Origin of the sequence: Massilia sp. GCM10023247 (genome assembly GCF_042653325.1) — a bacterium.
Lineage (GTDB): Bacteria > Pseudomonadota > Gammaproteobacteria > Burkholderiales > Burkholderiaceae_D > Telluria.
The window spans coordinates 343729-363764 of the sequence record NZ_JBHSIB010000007.1; the positions used below are offsets into that span (position 1 = coordinate 343729).

General features: G+C 63.0%; 21 protein-coding genes. 6 read left to right on the plus strand and 15 right to left on the minus strand.

What is annotated here, in order from left to right:
• Positions 1-128 precede the first annotated feature (128 nt).
• The 4 genes from flgM to ACFPAH_RS05245 all read left to right on the plus strand — a co-directional run bounded on the left by flgM (position 129) and on the right by ACFPAH_RS05245 (position 3399).
• Positions 129-428, plus strand: a complete 300-nt coding sequence (gene flgM / locus ACFPAH_RS05230; RefSeq protein ID WP_379741687.1) for a flagellar biosynthesis anti-sigma factor FlgM — start codon at positions 129-131, stop codon at positions 426-428.
• A gap of 6 nt (positions 429-434) precedes the next feature.
• A complete protein-coding gene (locus ACFPAH_RS05235; protein WP_379741690.1) occupies positions 435-899 on the plus strand; it encodes a flagella synthesis protein FlgN in 465 nt (154 codons plus the stop codon).
• Positions 900-1049: 150 nt separating this feature from the next.
• Positions 1050-2081, plus strand: coding sequence for a M35 family metallo-endopeptidase (locus ACFPAH_RS05240; RefSeq protein ID WP_379741693.1), 1032 nt, complete (start codon positions 1050-1052; stop codon positions 2079-2081).
• A gap of 235 nt (positions 2082-2316) precedes the next feature.
• Positions 2317-3399, plus strand: a complete 1083-nt coding sequence (locus ACFPAH_RS05245) for a M35 family metallo-endopeptidase (RefSeq protein WP_379741696.1) — start codon at positions 2317-2319, stop codon at positions 3397-3399.
• 16 nt (positions 3400-3415) lie between these two features.
• Here ACFPAH_RS05245 and ACFPAH_RS05250 read toward each other — a convergent pair whose 3' ends face one another.
• The 15 genes from ACFPAH_RS05250 to ACFPAH_RS05320 all read right to left on the minus strand — a co-directional run bounded on the left by ACFPAH_RS05250 (position 3416) and on the right by ACFPAH_RS05320 (position 18781).
• Entirely contained in the window at positions 3416-3859 is a 444-nt protein-coding gene (locus ACFPAH_RS05250) for a hypothetical protein (RefSeq protein WP_379741699.1), read from the minus strand.
• A gap of 179 nt (positions 3860-4038) precedes the next feature.
• The gene (gene motD, locus ACFPAH_RS05255; RefSeq protein ID WP_379741702.1) at positions 4039-4776 is read right to left on the minus strand and encodes a flagellar motor protein MotD; all 738 of its coding nucleotides are present in this window, start codon (positions 4774-4776) and stop codon (positions 4039-4041) included.
• 22 nt (positions 4777-4798) lie between these two features.
• Entirely contained in the window at positions 4799-5542 is a 744-nt protein-coding gene (locus ACFPAH_RS05260) for a flagellar motor protein (RefSeq protein ID WP_379741706.1), read from the minus strand.
• Complete coding sequence (locus ACFPAH_RS05265; RefSeq protein ID WP_379741709.1) at positions 5524-6252, minus strand: RNA polymerase sigma factor FliA; 729 nt, start codon at positions 6250-6252, stop codon at positions 5524-5526. Before ACFPAH_RS05265 ends, ACFPAH_RS05260 begins: the two co-directional genes overlap by 19 nt.
• A gap of 15 nt (positions 6253-6267) precedes the next feature.
• Positions 6268-7125 (minus strand): MinD/ParA family ATP-binding protein, encoded by an 858-nt coding sequence (locus tag ACFPAH_RS05270; RefSeq protein ID WP_379741712.1) that lies wholly within the window; start codon positions 7123-7125, stop codon positions 6268-6270.
• Positions 7118-8530, minus strand: coding sequence for a flagellar biosynthesis protein FlhF (flhF, locus tag ACFPAH_RS05275; RefSeq protein ID WP_379741715.1), 1413 nt, complete (start codon positions 8528-8530; stop codon positions 7118-7120). Before flhF ends, ACFPAH_RS05270 begins: the two co-directional genes overlap by 8 nt.
• Before the next feature lie 927 nt (positions 8531-9457).
• The gene (locus ACFPAH_RS05280) at positions 9458-9805 is read right to left on the minus strand and encodes a hypothetical protein (protein WP_379741719.1); all 348 of its coding nucleotides are present in this window, start codon (positions 9803-9805) and stop codon (positions 9458-9460) included.
• Entirely contained in the window at positions 9806-10465 is a 660-nt protein-coding gene (locus ACFPAH_RS05285; protein WP_379741722.1) for a SatD family protein, read from the minus strand. It lies immediately after the preceding gene.
• A gap of 176 nt (positions 10466-10641) precedes the next feature.
• Positions 10642-11193 (minus strand): dTDP-4-dehydrorhamnose 3,5-epimerase, encoded by a 552-nt coding sequence (rfbC, locus tag ACFPAH_RS05290; protein WP_379741725.1) that lies wholly within the window; start codon positions 11191-11193, stop codon positions 10642-10644.
• 7 nt (positions 11194-11200) lie between these two features.
• Complete coding sequence (gene rfbA, locus ACFPAH_RS05295; RefSeq protein WP_379741728.1) at positions 11201-12079, minus strand: glucose-1-phosphate thymidylyltransferase RfbA; 879 nt, start codon at positions 12077-12079, stop codon at positions 11201-11203.
• Positions 12067-12969, minus strand: a complete 903-nt coding sequence (gene rfbD, locus ACFPAH_RS05300) for a dTDP-4-dehydrorhamnose reductase (RefSeq protein WP_379741731.1) — start codon at positions 12967-12969, stop codon at positions 12067-12069. The genes rfbA and rfbD overlap by 13 nt, the downstream gene beginning before the upstream one ends.
• Positions 12966-14024 (minus strand): dTDP-glucose 4,6-dehydratase, encoded by a 1059-nt coding sequence (gene rfbB / locus ACFPAH_RS05305; protein WP_379741734.1) that lies wholly within the window; start codon positions 14022-14024, stop codon positions 12966-12968. Before rfbB ends, rfbD begins: the two co-directional genes overlap by 4 nt.
• A gap of 100 nt (positions 14025-14124) precedes the next feature.
• Positions 14125-16233, minus strand: a complete 2109-nt coding sequence (gene flhA / locus ACFPAH_RS05310; RefSeq protein WP_379741737.1) for a flagellar biosynthesis protein FlhA — start codon at positions 16231-16233, stop codon at positions 14125-14127.
• On the minus strand, positions 16230-17408 hold the full coding sequence (flhB, locus tag ACFPAH_RS05315) for a flagellar biosynthesis protein FlhB (protein WP_379741740.1): 1179 nt from the start codon (positions 17406-17408) through the stop codon (positions 16230-16232). Before flhB ends, flhA begins: the two co-directional genes overlap by 4 nt.
• A 236-nt stretch (positions 17409-17644) precedes the next feature.
• Positions 17645-18781: an MraY family glycosyltransferase gene (locus tag ACFPAH_RS05320; protein WP_379741743.1), complete on the minus strand. Its 1137-nt coding sequence runs from the start codon at positions 18779-18781 to the stop codon at positions 17645-17647.
• Positions 18782-19491: 710 nt separating this feature from the next.
• On the opposite strand from ACFPAH_RS05320, the gene ACFPAH_RS05325 reads away from it, so the two are divergent.
• On the plus strand, positions 19492-19698 hold the full coding sequence (locus ACFPAH_RS05325; RefSeq protein WP_379741746.1) for a hypothetical protein: 207 nt from the start codon (positions 19492-19494) through the stop codon (positions 19696-19698).
• 20 nt (positions 19699-19718) lie between these two features.
• On the plus strand, positions 19719-19994 hold the full coding sequence (locus tag ACFPAH_RS05330) for a hypothetical protein (RefSeq protein ID WP_379741748.1): 276 nt from the start codon (positions 19719-19721) through the stop codon (positions 19992-19994).
• Positions 19995-20036: the final 42 nt, after the last annotated feature.

Here is a 20036-nt window from a genome sequence, read left to right on the forward strand (position 1 = left end):
TGAGATAGTTTCTAATAAATACTCAAAAAACTTCTCGAAATGACGATCTGCGCTAAAGTTTGGCGGCGAACAGCCGTTACACCCTGCAGATCCCGGAGTTCCTGCTCCGAACAGAGAAGGATAGTGCTGTGAAAATCAACGATACCCTCAAAGGCGCGCAAGCCCTCCAGCAGCCGAACACCACGGCAGCCAATGCCAAGCAGGCCGAGAAGGCCGCGGCAACGGCTGCGCCGAGCCAGACGCAGACCGACAGCGTACGCCTGTCGTCGGCCGGCGCCACTGCGAGCAGCAGCCAGGTGTTCGATGCCAAAAAAGTTGAACGTATCAAGCTTGCAATTGCCGATGGGCAGTTCCAGGTGAATTCCGAAAAGATCGCGGACGGCCTGCTCGACACCGTGCGCGACCTGCTCCACTCACGCAACCGATAACGACCCATGACCAGTCCCGCTACGACCCTCAGCCTTGAACACGAGCGCATCGACGCGCTGGTGGAACTGATGAAACAGGAACAGCAGTTCCTGGTAGCGGCCGATGCGGACGGACTGGCACAACTGACCCCTCGCAAGGCAGCGCTGGTACAGGAACTGGCACAACTGTCGCGCGAGCGCCATGCGGCGCTTGCCGGCGCCGGCTTCGCCGCTTCGGAAGCGGGCATGGAACCCTGGCTGGCGCAAGCCGACGCCGCCGCGCGTTCTGCCTGGGATCGCCTGCTGGCGCAGACCGCCGAGGCGAAAGAACTGAACCGCGTGAACGGCATGCTGATCAACCGCCAGATGGCGCACAACCAGACCGTCCTCGGCGCGCTGCGCACCCCGGCCGCGGGCGCCGAGCCGGGCCTGTACGGCGCCAAGGGCCAGACCTTCGGCAACGGCCCGTCGCGGCGCTTCGTGGCTGGTTGAGGCGCACGCTGCTCTCTCCGATGTCGGCCGCTGATGCGGCCGTTGTTGTAGGGTGGGCACTTGTGCCCACCCTACTCTTGCCACAACGCAAGTCCTGCCGACAATAACACGCCCACAGTATTCCTCAGTCATCACCCGACGGAGGAATCCATGCAACGCCCCATCCAGATCGCCGCCTGCACCCTGCTGCTGGCCACCAGCGTCGCCAGCCATGCTGCCGGCGATATCGCCGTCACCATCACCCCCGAGCGCGGCGCCTATGGCAAGCGCGACGAGGTGCTGGTCACCGTTACCCTGACCAATACCGGCAGCACCCCCGAGCGCCTGCTGAAATGGCGCACGCCCTTCGTGGCGCCGGAAGCGCCCCTGTTCGAGATCACCCGCGACGGCCAGCCGGTGCGCTACCTCGGCCGCAAGGTCAAGCGCGCCGCGCCCGTCGACGCCGACCATATCGAACTGGCACCCGGCGAGAGCCGCAGCGCCCGCGTCGAGCTGTCGGCGAACTGGGACATGGCCGTCACCGGCGCCTATTCGGTGCGCTACCGCGTCCCCGCCCTGGCCAGCAGCGCCAAGGCCGGCGGCGCGGTGCGCTCGAACAGCGCCTCCCTCTGGATCGAAGGCCGCCTGGCGCGCGGCGCGGCCAGCCCTGCCCTGGCGGCGCCTACGGGCAGCGGCCTGAGCTACTCCCAATGCTCGAATGCCCAGCAGGAAACCATCGCCGGCGCCATGGCCGCCGGCAGCGCCATGGCGGGTGGCGGCCTGGCCTACCTCACCAGCGGCAAGGAGCAGGCCCAGCGCTACACCAACTGGTTCGGCGCACTCGACGGCGCGCGCCAGGCCAGGGTGACGAAGAATTTCACGCAGATCAAGGACGCCTTCGAGACCAAGCCGGTCAAGGTCGACTGCGCTTGCGACGAGGACTATTTCGCCTATGTCTACCCGGCCCAGCCCTACACGATCTACGTCTGCAAGGCCTTCTGGACGGCGGCGATGACGGGCACCGATTCGATGGGCGGCACCCTGCTGCACGAGCTGAGCCACTTCGACATCGTCGCCGGCACCGACGACCACGTCTACGGACAGTCGGGCGCGGCCGAGATGGCGCGGACGGCGCCCGAGCGCGCCGTCAACAACGCCGATTCGCACGAGTATTTTGGGGAGAACTCGCCGCCGCTGAATTAACCGGAAACGGCACCTAGCACGCTTAGTTGCCGAAATCCAGCGCACGCTTAAAAAAATTGCACGATTGTGACATTTCTGCAAATCGTGCAAGACACTATCCGGTATGCATTGCTACCAGCTCATGAATTGCGCAGTATGTACTCAAGTTTTCGTTGGATCGTACTAAAAGTGTCAGGCGAAAACTTGTTGATAAAAGAATGGCCGACATGGCCACAACCACATACGGAGAAGACACATGAGCTGGAACAGCATCCTGAAGTCGGTATTCGGTATTGCAGCCCTGAGCGTCGCCGTCGGCGCCCAGGCAGGGTCGAACGGTGTGCGGGTGACGGTGACGCCCGAGAAGGCGGCGCTCGGCGCCAGCGAGGACGTGCACGTCAACGTCACCCTGACCAACACCTCGTCTTCTCCGCAGTATGTGCTGAAGTGGCGCACGCCTTTCGAGGGCATGTCGGCGCCGCTGTTCGACATCACCCGCGACGGCGAAAAGGTGCCCTACCTCGGCGCCCTGATCAAGCGCGCCAGGCCGACCCAGGCCGACTATTACCTGTTGAAGCCGGGCGCCTCGCACACGGTCAAGGTCGAGTTGTCGGCACTGTACGACCTGAGCGTGACGGGCGACTACGCGATCCGCTACCGCGCCGCCTCGCCCGACCTGTTCCTGGGGAATAAAGGGCCCGCCAGTGCCGAGGTCGGCCAGCTCGAGTCCGACTCGGCCTCGCTGTACATCGAAGGGCGCCTGCCGCGTGGATCGGACTCGCCGATCATGGAGGCACTGAAACGCGGCGGCGGCACCACGCCCTCGCCGGCAGGCCTGAGCTACACCAACTGCACCGCCTCGCAGCAGAGCACGGTGGCGTCGGCGATCTCGGCGGCCCAGACCATGAGCAACGGCTCGGTCAGCTACATGAGCAAGACAACGATGGGTCCGCGCTACACCAAGTGGTTCGGCACCGTCACCTCGACCCGCCAGGCCAAGGTGAAAGCGAACTTCACGGCGATCAAGGACGGCTTCGACAACAAGAATGTCGTGGTCGATTGCGGCTGCAAGCAGAGCTACTACGCGTATGTCTATCCCACCCAGCCGTACAAGATCTACGTCTGCCGGGCGTTCTGGAATGCGCCGATGACCGGCACCGACTCGAAGGGCGGCACCCTGGTGCATGAAATGAGCCACTTCGACGTGGTCGCCAACACCGACGACAACGTCTATGGCCAGAGCGGCGCGGCCAGCCTGGCGATCAGCGACCCGAACGCAGCGGTGGCGAATGCCGACAACCACGAGTACTTTGCCGAGAACACCCCGGCACTGAACTGATTCCCCGCGCCAGTGGCTAGCGGCCGGTATAGACGAACGAGACCGGCCTGGCGGGAAACTCCTCCAGGATCTCGGGCTTCCTGATATCGGCCACGACCGGGCCGGCATAACCGATGTTATAGGTGTGCCGGCCCTTCATGAACGCGTAGTCCCGGGTGATGTCGATCGTGTTCATCACCATCTTGCCAGGCTCGAGCGCCATGTAGTCCGCCGCGGTGGGCGCCGCGCGCTTGACCATCTTGCCCGTGTAGTCGACCGGCCGGTTATCGAAGCCGCGCAGGTCGAAACGGCGTCCCGTCAATTCCTGTTTCGCCAGCATCTCGCGCGGAATCCAGACCGTGCTGCGCCCCTGGTTGATGAAGGTCAGCTGGACCAGGACCTTGCCGTTCGGCGTGTCGATCTCCATGCGGTGCTTGACGTCCACGGTCGGTTCTCCGGCAGCGCCCGCGAACGCGGGCATAAGGCTCGCCGCGCTGCAGAAGGCGGCGAGAAGGAAGGGTCTGCGATGCATGTTCGACTCCGTATGGTTGTGCCCCGCATTGTGCGGGCAGAAGCCGGAAAAGCCAAGGACGCGACGCGGATGGGCGCCTGCGACTCAGAAATATTATTTCATTTATACATACAAAATGAAATAATGTTTCACTGCCGCGGCAAGCCCTCGGACGCCAGGATCGTCACCGCCACCCGCCGGTTGCGTGCGCGGCCCGCTTCGTCCGTATTCGGCGCCAGCGGCAGGTTGGCCCCATGTCCGACCGCGGTCAGGCGCCCTTCGGCGATCCCGCCCTCAATGAACAGGCGCACCACGCTGCTTGCGCGCACGCTCGACAATTCCCAGTTCGACGGATACGCCGAATTGGCGATCGGCAGGTTGTCGGTATGGCCCTCGACCTGGATCGCATGTGCCTCGTCCTTCAGCAGGCCCGCCACCGTCCCCAGCGTGGCGCGGGCGTCGCCGCCCAGCGCCGCCTGCCCTTCCTCGAACAGCACGCTGGCATTGATGTCGACCGTGACGCCCTGCCCGGTCTGGGTGACGCGTACCTTGCCGTCCTTGACCAGCGGCGTCAGCGAGGCGTTCAGCCGGCGCGCCAGCGCATCGAGCCGCTCGCGCTCGCGCTTGGCCGCCTCGGCACGCTTGCGCGCGATCAGGCTGTCGAGCGGCAGCGCGTCGATGGTGGCGCTGGCCTGCGGACGTGCCGGCTTGGCGCCGAAGGCCTCGCCGAGGGCATCGGACAAGACCCGGTACTTGCCGGTGTTGACGACGGAGATCGCATACATCACGACGAAGAAGGCGAACAGGAGCGTGATGAAGTCGGCGTAGGAGATCAGCCAGCGGTCATGCTGTTCGGCGCCGCCTTCGTCGTATTTCTTGCGCGCCATGCTCAGTGCGGCCCCATGCGGATCAGCGCCGCGCCAGCAGGCTGGCCACGCGCTCCTCGACCACGCGCGTGTGGTTGCCGCTGGCCAGGTCGTGGAAGACTTCGAGCAGGATGTCGTACTGCACCACCTGGTCCGAAACAATCGCTTTCAGTTTATTACCGACCGGCAGGAAGAACAGGTTCGCCAGTCCGACGCCGTACACGGTCGAGACGAACGCGACCGCGATGCCGGAACCGAGACGGGCCGGATCGGACAGGTTTTCCATCACGTGGATCAGGCCCAGCACGGCGCCCAGGATGCCGATGGTCGGCGCATAGCCGGCCGCCGCTTCCCAGATGCGCGCGGCCTGGCGTTCGGCGAATTCGTAGGCGGTGATCTCGGCTTCGAGCAGGCCGCGGATCTTGTCGGGATGGACCCCGTCGACCACCAGGCGCAAGCCTTTTGCCACGATCGGATCCTGGCCGCGCATGAATTGCTCGAGCGAGAGCAGGCCGTCGCGCCGCACCGACAGGCTCCACAGGGCGATCTCGCGCGAGCGCGGCTGGCGCGTGTCTTTCGGCGGGAAGAAGACCCAGCGCAGCATGCGCATGCCGCGCTTGAAGGTACGCGCTTCCGACTGCAGCAGCACGGCGCCGAAGGTGCCGACCACGACGATGGCGAAGGCCGCCGGCTGGAACAGCGAGGCGAAGCGCCCGCCGTCGAGCGTGTGCCCGACGAACAGGCCGGCCAGCGCCAGCGCCAGGCCGATCAGGCTGGCGAAGTCCACAGCTTTTCCTTGAGCGAAGCACGCAGGCGGGCCACGGCCTGGGTATGCAGTTGCGACACGCGCGATTCGGACACGCCGAGCACGGCGCCGATTTCCTTGAGGTTCAGTTCTTCCTCGTAGTACAGGCCCATCAGGATCTTTTCGCGCGGCGGCAAGCCATCGATGGCGGCAATCACGGCCTGGCGGAAGTCGGTGTCGAGCAAGGCGCGCAGCGGGTCGTCCTCGTCCACCGCATAGCGGTCGAGGAAACTGTCGTTGCCGTCGTCATCGTGGAAATCCTCGTAATACACGAGCTGGTGGCCGCCGCCCTCGAACAGCATCTCCTGGTAGTCGGCCAGCGAGACGTCGAGCGACTTGGCGACCTCGGTCTCGGTCGGCGGACGGCCCAGCTTCTGCTGCAGCGTCGTCATGGCCGACTCGACCTTCTTCATGGTCGAGCGGGTGCTGCGCGGCATCCAGTCGTTGCTGCGCAGCTCGTCGATCATGGCGCCGCGGATGCGCAGCACGGCATAGGTCTCGAACTGGGCACCGTGGTTGTCTTCGTAGCGGTTGATGGCGTCGAGCAGACCCATCATCCCGGCCTGGATCAGGTCATCCACCTCGACCGACGGCGGCAGCTTGGCCTTCATCTGGTGCGCCAGGCGCTTCACGAGCGGGGCATGCTCGGTGAGCAGGTGGTTCTTGTCCGCTTTCCCTTTGACGGTATACATGCTTGTTCTTTTTTCTCAGGAACCAAAATGCGCGCCACCGCTCTGACGCTCGAATCCGCTGTTGCGCTCCAGCTTGCCCATGCGCGCCATCGCAACGCGGCCCGCCAGTGCGCGGAAGGCCACCGAGGCGCCTGCCAGCGGGAAGGCATCCACCACCGCACGCCCGAGGCGCGCGGCGCGGTGCAGGTATTCGTCGGCCGGTACCGAGCCCATCGAATTCAACGTTACCGCAAGGTAACGACTTGCTGCCGCCGACATATTAGCGTAAACCACCTTGGCCTCTGCCTCGCTGGCCCCGGTGACGAGGATGCCGAACGGACGCCGTCCGAATTCCTGGGCCAGGCGCTTGATCAGCGCATAGGCGTTGGTGATCGAGGTGGCGCTGGTCGAGACTTGCACGACGATCTCGGAATCGGCCAGTGCCGGCAGCGCAAGGCTGCCGTCGCGCGCGAGTTCGCCGTCGACGATGACGATGCCGCCCTGCCCTTGCACCAGCACATCAAAGGTTTTCGCCAGGCGCCGCGCTTCGTCGCTGCCGGCTCCGGGCAGGCTGCCGTCGCGCGACAGCAGCGCCACCGAAAAGCCCTGGGGCGCGCTTTGCACCACCTGGTTCAGGGCGCATTCCTGGCGCGCCACCTGCAGCAGGCCGGCATGGCGTTCCATCTCGAGGCGGCGCGCGACGCCGTAGTCGCGCACGGTGGCGTCGACGATCAGCACTTCGTTGCCGGCCTGCGCCAGCGAGGCGCCGAGGTTGACCAGCATGGCGCCCTTGTCGTCGCTCGGGGTGCTCGACAGGAAAGTAACCACGCGCGGCTTGGGACCGGCCAGCATCCGGCGCAGGCCTTCGGCCTGGTCGAAATCGAAACTAGCCAAGGCGCACCTCGCGCAGGCTGTCGTCGCGCTGGCCGGCGCCGGCCATCATCAGCGGCAGGTCGGCGTCGTCGAACGCGGCGGCGGCCTCGCGGCGGCTGCGGAAGGCGCGGTCGACCAGCATCGCGCGGTCGGCCAGGTGCAGGTCTTCCGGCACGCGCTGGCCATTCGAGATGTAGTGCAAATTCAGTTTTTGGCGGATCACGACGTCGAGCACGTTGCCGATCGAGGCCGCTTCGTCGAGCTTGGTCATGATGCAGCCGTGCAGTCCGCTGCCCTGGTAGGCGCGCACGACTTCGGCCAGGGTTTCGTTGGTCGAGGTCGCGTTCAGGCACAGCAGGCGTTTGACGTCGGCGCCCGAGCCCTGCAGCATCGCCACCTGTTCGGTGACCATCTGGTCGCGCTGCGACATGCCGATGGTGTCGATGAGGACGGTGTGCTTGTTCTTGAGTTCTTTCAATGCGATGCGCAGGTCGGCTTCGTCCTTCACCGAGTGCACCATCACGCCGAGGATCTTGCCGTAGATGCGCAGCTGCTCATGGCCGCCGATACGGTAGGCGTCGGTGGTGATCAGGGCCAGCTTTTCCGGGCCGTGGCGCATCACGCAGCGCGCGGCCAGTTTGGCGGTGGTGGTGGTCTTGCCGACGCCGGTCGGGCCGACCAGGGCGAACACGCCGCCCTTGTCCAGCAGGTTGTCTTCGTCGGCCATCGTGGTCAGGTTCCGCGCCAGCACGGTCTTAATCCAGCGCATCGCCTCGGCGGCATCCTTATTCGCCGGCATCTTCTCGACCAGGTAGCGCGCCAGCGACGCGGAGAAGCCGGCAGCGAGCATCTCGCGCAGCACGGCCGCCTTTTGCGGCTCGCGCTGCTGGGCGCCGCCCCAGGACATCTCGGCCAGCTGGGTTTCCATCAGGCCGCGCATGGCGCGCAGTTCGTTCATCATGCCGCTCATCTCGGCGGCGGCCGATTCCTTGGCCTGGGCGATCGCGGCCGACATCATCGAGGTCATCGCGGCCATGTCGAAGCCCGGCTCCGGCTGAGGAGCGCGGCGGTTGGCATAGCCGTGTTCGGCGATCGGTTCCGCTTCTGGCTGCGGCTGCGGCTGCGGCGCGCGGCGCGTGGCGTAGACCTGCTCGGGCGCTACTGCGGGAGCGCTGCGGCGGTTCAGGAAGGCCGGCGCCTCGGGCTCGATGGCGTGCAGGTGCTCGAGGCGCGGCTGCGGCTGGGCCATCTCGGAACCGGGCGCCGGGGCCGCCAGCGAAGCGACGTCGTCGTTGTCCAGCGCGAGGATCTCGACCACGCCGTCGACCGGGCGATTCGAGAGGATGACGGCATCCGGCCCGAGCGCGTCGCGCACCTTGCGCAAGGCTTCCCGGGATGTTGCCGCTGTAAATTTCTTCACATTCATCTTATTCTCCGCACTGCTCAGTTCATGCCGGACGATATTGCCGGTTTACAGTGGAGATTATTGACGATGCCGTGAAGCAACCATCCGGCGAAAAGGATGGGGAAAGTGGGCTAATTCGATTTAGAGCGCCTGACAACACCGTTCAAGCCCCCTCAACAGGTGGGAGAGCAGGCTGGTGAGAGGAAGGCCTGGTCGATGTCGGCCTGCCGCTTGCGACGGATGCTGCGTCTGCGCAGGCGCCAGCGCCTCATGCCTTGCCGGAGCCAGGCCCAGGCGGCAGGTACGCCCGTGGCATCCCGGCTCCGAGGGCAAACCGGATCCCCTCTCAACGCACGACCGTTGATGCGCGGCCACCCGCACTTCGGCGCTGCGAACACAGCCGTCATCCTTGCGCCTGGACTGCGCCCCGTATACGTCCCCTGTCTGGCTGTGCATTCACCTAGTCAAGCAACACAATTCATGGAATCGCTGCGGGGATTTTTGTTAATTGAGCGTTTTCCGTGCGCGCTCGTCCAGTAAATGTCTACCTCGTCCGGATTCTCCCGCGACCGTCTCATTGATCCTGCACGAGTGATCACGTTCGAACAACTGGGCAATCTGTTGAAGTGACTCGCCCTGGGGCCATCGCTCGCACATGAGCGCTTTTTGACCGCCGGCGTCCTGGATTCGAGGTAGTTGCTTTATGTGAACACTCCTCTGTAAAGCTTGGAGTGTTCCAGTATCCAACTGAAACCACGGCTACTTCCAGCCAGTCGTACGAACAAAGCAAACGTCCAACGATGTCCTTGGAAATAGTCTTTTGATCATTCCAGTGCCCCACCACATATCTCTTTATGACGACATCTGTTCGCCAAGAAATTTATTAATGCAAGGGTGCTGGGGCGATGAGAGCACTGGGCAGCCGAATATTATTGACAGTTACAGTCTTCAGGTAACCAAATGCTTAGCTACAACTGTAGCGGCTATGGCAATCAACACTGAAACAAAGTTTCCTATCAAGAAATAGTTGTTCGAAATATTTTTATTTCCTTCTTCACTCAAGCGCGTCCCAAGCTTCAAGGCACCAAACATCACGAGAACAGTGGAGTAATCGCTAGCAAGGCCGATAAAAATCACAAGCCGCTCCAGGATTCCTTTAAAGGTCTCAATATCGGGCTTCTTCACAACCGGCGCGCCAATAATTGTTTTACGAAGAATCGGAAAGACTACAAACGCGAAAATCTCACCCACACAAAAAATTATAAAATACCCAACAATGGGGTTAATTGCGCTCATTTATTTCCCTTCACAACGATTAACGGTTTGCCTTAGAAGTTCTTTTGCAATTAAGTATTCCTCAATCTGCAATGTTTTTTTCCGCTTCCATATCTGTGATGCAGTCTTTCCAAACCGCAAGGCAACTTCCTTATCATCGCTGCCCCATAAAAGTTCTCGAATCAGAATATAGTCTTTCTCTTTCCAGTGAGTTGAGAGCAATTCTAATAGCCGAAAAACCATCCTCAATTCTTCGGTATATGCCCCCCCTCCCAAATCTAATTGGAAACGCGGTCTTCCTCGTCGCTTCTTCGTCAACATTTCTCTTGCACTTGTAAGTCCAGATCCAACCATTCCATGGGCAATAGTAGGATTTATTGGTGTGTCAATTGCACCATATACAAGGACGTAACGGAGCGAGAAAACTGGTTGGACTGTCAGGGTACGATCTTCTAGGAAAAGTATCGAATCGACCGCGGCACTAAGTGATGCAGCAACCCCCTGGAACTCATCGCCCAATGTTATGGTGAATGGAGACAATAAAGTATCCCTATGGGCGTAATTGCACTCCTCAACAATCCGCTTGAATTCCCCCATCAGTTCGTTTCCGTCATAAGACGTGCTACGAACAACATCCGCCATGACAATATAGTGTTGAGTCATAAACCAGCCAAATTTCATTTTTTCTGAATTTTATCCTAAAGTTCAGAAAAAATGAAGTATTCCCTCACCTTTACCGGATGGCCGCTCCCGTCACCGTCAGGCGGGCCTGTGGACTGTCGAGAATGTTCACCCACTGCATGCGCGCTTGATGGTAATGCGGTTGACAGTGAGCGTTTGCCCGACTGCCTAGACCCTCACGGGTAAGTCTCGACCTCGGCGAGCGGCGGCGCATCCGCATCCCTGGCCGCCAGTTGCGGCGCGAATCCGATCGGCCAATCGATGCCGATCGCCGGATCGTTCCACAGCAGGGTGCGCTCGTGCTCGGGATGCCAGTAGTCGGTGGTCTTGTACTGGCATTGGGCGCGCTCGCCCAGGACCACGAAGCCGTGCGCAAAGCCGGGCGGGATCCACATCTGGCGCCCGTTCTCGGCACTTAACACCTCGCCCACCCAGCGCCCGAAGCTCGGGGACGAGCGGCGCAGGTCGACGGCAACGTCGAACACGCTGCCTTCGGTTACCCGGATCAGCTTTCCCTGGGGATGTGAGATCTGGTAATGCAGGCCGCGCAAGACCCCGCGGCCCGACAGGCTGTGGTTGTCCTGCACGAAGGGCGTGTCGACGCCGGTCGCGGCGGCGAAGGCTCGGGCGTTGAAGCTTTCGACGAAGGAGCCCCGCTCATCCTTGAAGACCTGGGGCACCAGGACCAGTACGTCGGCAATGGCGGTCGGGATGACGGTCAGCGGCATGGGCGCCTCATTTCAGGATACTCAGCAGGTAACGGCCATAGCCATTCATGGCCAGGGGCATGGCAAGCGACTCGAGCGCCGCGGCGTCGATCCAACCCTGGCGATAGGCGATCTCTTCCGGACAGGCGACCTGCAGGCCCTGCCGCTTTTGCAAGGTCGCGATGAAACTGGCCGCTTCCAGCAGGCTGTCGTGGGTGCCCGTGTCCAGCCAGGCATAGCCGCGGCCCATGATTTCGACGTCCAGGCGCCCGAGCTCGAGGTAGCGCCGGTTCAGGTCGGTAATCTCGAGCTCGCCCCGCGCCGAGGGACGCAGCTCCGCCGCCAGGTCGCACGCTTGCTGATCGTAGAAATACAGGCCGGTCACCGCATAATTCGATTTCGGCAGCGTGGGCTTTTCCTCGATGCTGACCGGGCGCTGGTCCTTGTCGAACTCGACCACGCCGTAGCGCTCCGGATTGCTCACGTGATAGGCAAAGATGGTGGCGGTATCGATCCGTGCGTTCGCCGCAGCAAGCGGCTTGACGAGGTCGTGCCCGTAAAAAATGTTGTCGCCCAAAACCAGCGCGCTGGGCGCGCCGCCGATGAAATCCCGGCCGAGGATGAAGGCTTGCGCCAACCCATCGGGCGTGGGCTGTTCGGCATACCGGATATCCATGCCCCAGCGGCTGCCGTCGCCCAGTAGCTGTGCAAACAGCGGCAGGTCGTGCGGGGTGCTGATGACCAGCACCTCGCGAATCCCGCTCAACATCAGCACGCTGAGCGGATAATAAATCATCGGTTTGTCGTACACGGGCATCAGCTGCTTGCTGATCGCCTGGGTGACGGGGTACAGGCGTGTACCGCTTCCGCCAGCCAGGATGAGACCCTTGCGTTTTACCTGGTGCATGGTCCGCTTTCGAGAATCTGTTGCAGTACATGGCGAACACCCTCCTCCCACGGCGGCAGGCGCAAGCCGAAGGTCGAGCGAAAGCGCTGCGTATCGAGACGCGCGCTGCGCGGACGCGTTGCGGGGGTCGGATAGGCCCGGGTTTCCAAGGGTTGCACGGCATCGGCGCCGGCCCGCAACTGCATGCCGGCAAGTTCGGCCTGGCGCAGGACGAAACGCGCATAGTCGTACCAGGTCGTGGTACCGGCCGCGGCCACGTGGTAGGTGCCGGGGGGGAGCGCCGACGCTTGTGCCTGCCGGCGCAGCAGGTCGGCACACAGGTCGGCCAGCAGGGCCGCCGAGGTCGGGGCGCCGTATTGGTCGGCCACGATCCCGAGGGTGTCGCGTTCGGTCGCCAGGCGCAACACGGTCCTGGCAAAATTGCTGCCATGCGCCCCCAATACCCAGCTGGTCCGCAGGATCAGGTGCCGAGGGCAGGCAGCGGCCAGGGCCAATTCGCCCTGGTATTTGCTGAGCCCGTAAACATTGCGGGGGTCCGGCGTGTCGTGCTCGGTATAGGGCCGATCCTGCTCGCCGCTGAAGACATAATCGGTCGAAAAATGCAGCACCAGTGCGCCCGAACGCGCCGCTTCCTCGCCGAGGATGCGCGGCGCCGCGGCGTTGACGGCGAACGCCGTCGCCTGGTCGGACTCGGCCTGGTCGACGGCCGTGTACGCCGCGGCGTTGACGATCACGTCGGGACCGATCTCGCGCACCATGGCGCGCAGGGCGGCCTCGTCAGCCAGGTCGCAGGTGGCGCGGCCGCTGGCCACCACGGTGCCGAGCGGCGCCAGCGCGCGCTGGAGCTCGAAACCGACTTGTCCGTCCTTGCCCGTCAGAAGGATCTTCATGCGCTGCCCGACTCCTGCGCCTGGTGCCGATAACTGCCGTCGGCTACCCTGGCGACCCATCTGCGGTTCTCCAGGTACCACTGCACCGTCTTGCGCAGGCCGGTCTCGAAGGTCTCGCTCGGCCGCCAACCGGTGGCGCCCTGCAGTTTGGCGGCATCGACGGCATAGCGGCGGTCGTGCCCGGGGCGGTCTTCGACGAAACGGATTTGACTGCGGTAGGGCGCGCCATCCGCACGCGGACGGAGTTCGTCGAGCATGGCGCACAGGGCCTCGGCCACGTCGAGGTTGGTGCGCTCGCTGGCGCCGCCGATATTGTAGACCTCACCCACTATGCCGGCATCGAGGACGCCGCGCAGGGCCGTGCAGTGGTCCTTCACGTACAACCAGTCGCGCACCTGCCGGCCGTCGCCGTAGATCGGCAAGCTCTCCCCTGCCAGCGCGCGCTCGATACACAGCGGGATCAATTTTTCCGGAAACTGGAAAGGTCCGTAATTGTTGGAGCAATTCGTGGTCAGGACCGGCAGGCCATAGGTGGCGTGATAGGCCCGCACCAGGTGGTCGCTCGCCGCCTTGCTGGCCGAGTACGGGCTGTTCGGCTGATAGCGGTTGGTTTCCGTGAACGCCGGATCGGTGGCGGACAAGGCACCGTAGACCTCGTCCGTGGAAATGTGGAGGAAGCGGAACCGGCGCCCCTCCGCTGCGGGCAGGCTGCCGTGATACGCGCGCGCAGCCTCGAGCAACTGAAAGGTGCCGAGCACGTTCGTCCGGATGAAATCTTCCGGGCCGTCGATACTCCGGTCGACATGGCTTTCGGCAGCGAAATGAACGATGGCGCGCGGCCGGTGGCGCTGCAGGAGGCCTGCGACCAGTGCACGGTCGCCGATGTCGCCACGCACGAAAACATGCTCGGGCTTGCCACGCAACCCGGAAAGGTTGTCGAGGTTGCCCGCATAGGTCAGCTTGTCGAGGGTCAGGACCGGCTCATCCGATTGTGCGAGCCAGTCGAGCACGAAATTCGCACCGATGAATCCTGCCCCGCCCGTTACCAAAATCATCCACGACTCCTCAGTACCCGCCCGCAAGGCAGCGCAACTGCCGCGGCCCGGCAGCAAACCCGCAGTATAAAGGAGCTTGCCCCGTGCAGGAGGGCCTGTGTCAGCCGGTCCCGACCAGGCTGGTCACCCGAATCGTCTTCGATTCCGGAATTTCCGAATGCGACAACACCTTCAGTTGCGGCAGCGCGCGGCGCAGGAAGCGCGACAGCAGCACCCGCAAAGGCGCCGGCACCAGCAGCACCGGGGTGTGGCCCATCGCCTCCTGCTGCTGGGCCGCGTTATGGGCCTGCTGGGCGATGGTGTCGGCCAGGCCGGGCTCGATGCCGGAGCCGTCGCCGCCGGCGCCGAGCGCCTGCATCAGCAGCCGCTCGAGGCGGTTGTCGAGCGTCATCACGCTGAGTTCGTTGGTGCCCGGGAACAGCTGCTGGACGATCGCCCGGCCCAGCGCGATGCGCACCTGTGCGGTGAGCTCGCCCGGATCCTGCGTGCCGTTCGAATGCTCGGACAGGGTCTCGATGATGGTCCGCATGTCGCGGATGTGCACGCCTTCGAGCAGCAGGTTCTGCAGCACCTTCTGCAGCGTCGCCAGCGATACCACCTTCGGCACCAGGTCTTCCACCAGTTTCGGCGTTTCCTTCCCCAGGTGATCGAGCAAGGCCTGCACTTCCAGGCGGCCCAGCAGCTCAGAGGCATGGGTCGTGATCAGGTGGTTCAGGTGGGTCGCCACCACGGTGCCGGCGTCGACCACCGTGTAGCCCAGGTTCTGCGCCTCGTCGCGCAGGCCGGCCTCGATCCACACCGCGGGCAGGCCGAAGGCCGGGTCGGTGGTCGGCTGGCCCGGCAGCGTGCCGCTGGCCATGCCCGGGTCGATCGCCAGGAACTGGCCGTTGATCGCCTCGCCGCTGCCCACTTCCACGCCCTTGAGCGTGATGCGGTAGGCGGACGGCTTGAGTTCGAGGTTGTCGCGGATGTGCACCGGCGGGGCCAGGAAGCCCACTTCCTGCGCGAACTTCTTGCGGATGCCCTTGATGCGCTTGAGCAGTTCGCCGCCCTGGGTCTTGTCGACCAGCGGGATCAGGCGGTAGCCCACTTCCAGGCCGAGCGTATCGACCGGCATGATGTCCTGCCAGGTCGCTTCCTCCGTCTCGGCGGTGGCAGCGGCACCGGCACTCCCCGCCGCCTCCTGCGCAGCAGCCTCGGCCTCGCGTTCCGGCGCGGACTTGGCGCGCCTGGCCAGCAGGTAGCCGCTGCCGCCCAGCACGGCGCCCAGCAGCAGGAACACCAGGTTCGGCATGCCAGGGATCATGCCCATGCCGGCAATGATGGCGCCCGTGATGTAGAGCACTTCCGGTTTCGCGAACAATTGGCCCATCATCTGGCCGCCGATGTCCTGGTCGTTGGCTACGCGCGAGACCACCATACCGGCCGCGATCGAGATGATCAGGGAAGGAATCTGCGCCACCAGGCCGTCACCGATGGCGAGCAAGGTGTAGGTCTTGGCGGCATCCCCTGCCGACATGTCGTGCTGCACCACGCCGACGATCAGGCCGCCGATGATGTTGATCAGGGTGACCATGATGCCGGCCACGGCGTCGCCCTTGACGTACTTCGAGGCACCGTCCATGGCGCCATAGAACTCGGCTTCCTGCGCCACTTCGGTGCGGCGCTTGCGCGCTTCCGGCTCGGTGATCATGCCGGCATTGAGGTCGGCGTCGATCGCCATCTGCTTGCCCGGCATCGCGTCCAGGGCGAAGCGCGCGCCGACTTCGGCGATACGGCCCGCGCCCTTGGTGACGACGGTGAAGTTGATGATGGTCAGAATCACGAAGACGACGATACCGACCGTGTAGTTGCCGCCGATCAGGAAGTGACCGAAAGCTTCGATCACCTTGCCGGCCGCCGCGCCGCCGGTGTGGCCTTCGGTCAGCACCACGCGCGTGGACGCCACGTTGAGCGAGAGGCGCAGCATGGTCGACACCAGCAGGATCGCCGGGAAGGCCATGAAGTCGAGCGGCTTGACCGTGTACAGCGCGGTCAGCAACACGATGACCGACAGCGCGATGTTAAAGCTGAAGAACAGGTCGAGGACAAAGGCCGGCAGCGGCAGGATCATCATCGCCAGCAGCAGGATGATGAGGATCGGCGCCGCCAGGGCATTGCCCCTGGCGCCGATGCCGTTCAGCCAGGCCGGCATTCTGAGGCTGTTCATCGAGGTGCTCCGTTATGCGTATCGTTATTCGTTTGTGATGCGGGGTTCAGCGGGTCCATCTCCGGCGGCACCGGAAGCTTGGTCGGACGATCCGGATACTGGCCGCCTGCCTTGCTGTAATTGCGCAACTGGAATACATAGGCCAGCACTTCGGCAACCGCCGAATACAGCTTTTCCGGGATTTCGTCGTCGATCTCGGTATGCTTGTAGAGCGCACGGGCCAGCGCCGGCGCCTCCAGCAGCGCAACCTTGTGCTCCTTGGCCAGTTCGCGGATCTTGGCCGCGACCTCGTCGGCGCCCTTGGCGACCACGCGCGGCGCGCCCTTCTGGCCGTCGCTGTACTTCAGGGCGACGGCGTAGTGGGTCGGGTTGGTCACTACGACGTCGGCAGTGGGCACATTCTGCATCATGCGGTTGCGCGCCATTTGCAGTTGCATCTGGCGAATCTTGCCCTTGATCTGGGGATTGCCGTCGGACTCCTTCGATTCCTGGATCATCTCCTGGCGCGTCATTTTGAGCTTGTTGTTGTAATGCCAGACCTGGTAGGGAGCGTCGATCAGGGCAATCAGGCCGAGCGCGCCAACGATGAACAGGAAAGCGTGCGCCATCAGGTCGGCCACGTGGCCAGTGCCGGCGCCGAGCGGCTCGACGGCGAGACCGAGCACGGCTTCCTTCTGGCTCATGATGACCAGCCAGGCGACGCTGCCCACCAGCAGGGTCTTGGCGATCGCCTTCAGGAATTCGACCATCGCGTTGGGGGAAAACATGTTGCCGAGGCCAGTGATCGGATTGAGCTTCATGAAGTTCGGCGTGAAGGCCTTGGAGCTGAAATTGAAGCCGCCGATCAGCAAGGGCGCGGCCAGCGCCACGAGCATGATGGCGAACGCCAGCGGCAGGCAGGCCAGGATCACGCCGCCGACATCACTGGCGATGCGCTCGAGCAGGACGGTAGGGTTGTAGATTTGCTCGCGGTTGAGCGACAGGCCGGAGGCGAGTGCGCTCGACAAGCGGCCGACCAGGCTGCCGCCCGTGATCCACAGGCCGGCGCCGGCGGTGATCAGGACGGCAAACGTGGCAAGTTCGCGCGAGCGGGGAACATCGCCCTCCTCGCGCGCTTTCTCCAGTCTTCTGGGTGACGCGTCTTCTGTCTTTTCCGCGCCGCTGTCTTCCGCCATGCCCTGCTCCGTGTCTGCGTCAATTTTTGCGCAAATTCTTGCGCAATAGAATTATCGCCGCTATTGCCGTACGGCTATAAGCGAAACAGGGAGGGAAAGAGCCGCCAATTCGGCCTGCGCGGAGTGGAGAACCTTGGGTGGGCTGAACGCCGGGTGGCCCCGGGTCCACGTCTCAAGGTACCCGAGGCTGATCCTCGAAAGCACCTCGAGCGTGCATTGCCGACTGAACGCGCGGCTCAGGCCTGCAACGATGCGGTGTCGACGACCTCGTCGAGGGCGGCGCTGCGCGGCGCCGGCCGCGTGGCACGGCGGCGGCGCGCGCGGGAAGCAGACGCTACGTACCAGTAAAAGGCCAGGTAGAGGCCGAAGCTGGCCAGGGTTGCCTGCACCAATGCGCTGGAATCCGCTGGGAAGCGTACCGCCAGCAAGGCCGGTACGGCGGCCAGGAACCAGGAAAAAGGCGAAACCAGCGCATTGCGCATTGGCGCGCTGAACCTGCGGAAGTAACGGCCGGCGATCGCGATTTTCACCAGGCTGTGCAAGTGACAGCTGTCCGGGCGGCCCGGATGGCGGCGGCACCAGAGGCGGCGCACGATGGTGAACACGGTTTCGTAAATCGGATAGGCACAGGCCAGCAGAGGCGCCCAGGGCGACACGTCCGGATTGCGGTTGACCAGGGTTACTGCCAGCCATGCCAGCAGGAAGCCGAGCAGGTAGGCGCCGCCATCGCCCAAGAAGAGCTTACCGAAGGGGAAGTTCACGAGGAAGAAGCCGACTGTGACGGCGCACACCGTGAAGCACAGCGTGGCCAGTTGGGGGTCGTTCGAATTGAGGGCGATAAAACCGAGCGCCAGCAGACCGATGACGACCGTGCCGCTGGCAAGGCCGTTGAAACCGTCGATGATGTTAACCGCATTGGCGAGGCCGCCGACAGCGAACGCCGTGAACAGGACCGAGAAGGGCAGCCAGGCCAGTGCCGGATCGAGCAATGGGACACCAGTGGACTTAATGCTCACACCGGTCAGGGCCCAGCAAGCGACGCCGCTGGCCATGGTGGCAATCAAACGCGCGCCGACGGAGACGCGGCGCGTCATGTCCTCGGCAATACCGAACAGGAACGCGGGAGCCGCCGCGGCCAATAAAGGCGCAAGCAGATCCTGCTGCGCCGGACTGGTGAAGGCGCAGGCAAAGATCAATCCGAGCATGATGGCCAGGCCGCCGATGCGGGGCGTGGGTACGCTATGGAATTTCTGAATACCACGCGTCGCATCCAGCGTGAACCGGCCGTGCCAGCGCGTTGTCGCGACCAGCAGCAAGGAACACACCAGCGATACCGTCAAGCCGATTTCGAAGGCAATGAATTGGGTTTCCACGAGATCCAAGATGACTACAATGAGCGCCAGATTCTATAGCATTTCTGTTGAGAAAGCAGCAATCTGCCCAGCCGTGCGCGCTGCAGTGCAACATTGCGCATATCTCGTATATTTACAGCGTAACTGCTTGATATTGAAAGGTATTTTTCTATCCCATCGGGACCGCCATGATCTTTGGAGGAAAATTTCTGGCAGTTTACCTAAGCTTTCGGGACACTTTGTTACAGTTTTTGACGTATTTCCACGACGCTTTATGCTTACACTTTTACATCCCGTTACACTTTCGATGCTAAACGCGTCTTAATTTAATTTCCCCTTATCCAGACTGGTTTCCCTGCATTATTTATAGGTGGTTTCTAGCTACCGCTACCCATTAGTCATATTAATTGTTGATATCCGTGGCCGACGGTATTGCACTATCGGACCGAGTCCTCGCCGATACCGGGGTTCGAATTTGGGTCCTATACCAGCATTGCGCTCCGAACCATCGGGTCGTCGGTCGCGCCTGGTGGACCGGAGTTTGCCTGCGGCCCTCGTCATGGACTGGGGGCGCCTGGTCGCTAGGACCTGTCGAATGATGTAATGGCGTTAGCGCTGACATCAAGCCTAACAGCGCAGGAGCGAGGGCCGCTGGTCCGGATTCGCCACTACCGTTTTGCGGCGGCCGATCGCGCAACCTCCAACCGGATGATACGCAGTTAATCTGCCGAATGATTATCGGCATCGCTGGCTGCCGCGCCTCCAGATTCAATTTATCTTCTTATGCGGTGGTGCAGGCTGCAAATCATCTGTCCCGCCCCCGCCGCTTTCCGCCGCTCTATGCGCCGGAAACAACGAAGATTTCTTTTTTCCAAGAAAGTCGACTTTTAGTTGATATAATCATGAAGCAACTATTGCACTCGTCAGATTTTGTTTAATCGTAGATAAGGACAAACACATGAAAAAGATTCTCGCCCTGAGCGCTGCCCTGAGCCTGGTCTCGGCACAAGCCTTTGCACAAACCACCGAAACCCCAGCCGCACCGGCAACCACTGCACCTGCAGCTGCCGCTCCAGCAGCTACCGGTCCTATGGCTAGCCTGTCGGCCGCTACCGGCCTGTCGACCGGTGCCCTGGTTGCTGTCGGCGTCGCTATCGCTGCAACCGCCGCTATCGTTGCCGGCAACGACGACGACTCGACCACCACGCACCACGCAGCCACCACCCACCACTAATCCCTGCGGGCCTGGTGCCCGTGGATGGTGATGGATGGAGCG

Bases quoted from the DNA above. Each gene is read 5' to 3' on its own strand.
- ACFPAH_RS05235 (WP_379741690.1), top strand. From the start codon at position 435: ATGACCAGTCCCGCTACGACCCTCAGCCTTGAACACGAGCGCATCGAC.
- ACFPAH_RS05240 (WP_379741693.1), top strand. From the start codon at position 1,050: ATGCAACGCCCCATCCAGATCGCCGCCTGCACCCTGCTGCTGGCCACC.
- ACFPAH_RS05245 (WP_379741696.1), top strand. From the start codon at position 2,317: ATGAGCTGGAACAGCATCCTGAAGTCGGTATTCGGTATTGCAGCCCTG.
- ACFPAH_RS05250 (WP_379741699.1), bottom strand. From the start codon at position 3,859: ATGCCCGCGTTCGCGGGCGCTGCCGGAGAACCGACCGTGGACGTCAAG.
- motD (WP_379741702.1), bottom strand. From the start codon at position 4,776: ATGGCGCGCAAGAAATACGACGAAGGCGGCGCCGAACAGCATGACCGC.
- ACFPAH_RS05265 (WP_379741709.1), bottom strand. From the start codon at position 6,252: ATGTATACCGTCAAAGGGAAAGCGGACAAGAACCACCTGCTCACCGAG.
- flhF (WP_379741715.1), bottom strand. From the start codon at position 8,530: ATGAATGTGAAGAAATTTACAGCGGCAACATCCCGGGAAGCCTTGCGC.
- ACFPAH_RS05280 (WP_379741719.1), bottom strand. From the start codon at position 9,805: ATGAGCGCAATTAACCCCATTGTTGGGTATTTTATAATTTTTTGTGTG.
- ACFPAH_RS05285 (WP_379741722.1), bottom strand. From the start codon at position 10,465: ATGAAATTTGGCTGGTTTATGACTCAACACTATATTGTCATGGCGGAT.
- rfbC (WP_379741725.1), bottom strand. From the start codon at position 11,193: ATGCCGCTGACCGTCATCCCGACCGCCATTGCCGACGTACTGGTCCTG.
- rfbA (WP_379741728.1), bottom strand. From the start codon at position 12,079: ATGCACCAGGTAAAACGCAAGGGTCTCATCCTGGCTGGCGGAAGCGGT.
- rfbD (WP_379741731.1), bottom strand. From the start codon at position 12,969: ATGAAGATCCTTCTGACGGGCAAGGACGGACAAGTCGGTTTCGAGCTC.
- rfbB (WP_379741734.1), bottom strand. From the start codon at position 14,024: ATGATTTTGGTAACGGGCGGGGCAGGATTCATCGGTGCGAATTTCGTG.
- flhA (WP_379741737.1), bottom strand. From the start codon at position 16,233: ATGAACAGCCTCAGAATGCCGGCCTGGCTGAACGGCATCGGCGCCAGG.
- flhB (WP_379741740.1), bottom strand. From the start codon at position 17,408: ATGGCGGAAGACAGCGGCGCGGAAAAGACAGAAGACGCGTCACCCAGA.
- ACFPAH_RS05325 (WP_379741746.1), top strand. From the start codon at position 19,492: ATGATTATCGGCATCGCTGGCTGCCGCGCCTCCAGATTCAATTTATCT.
- ACFPAH_RS05330 (WP_379741748.1), top strand. From the start codon at position 19,719: ATGAAAAAGATTCTCGCCCTGAGCGCTGCCCTGAGCCTGGTCTCGGCA.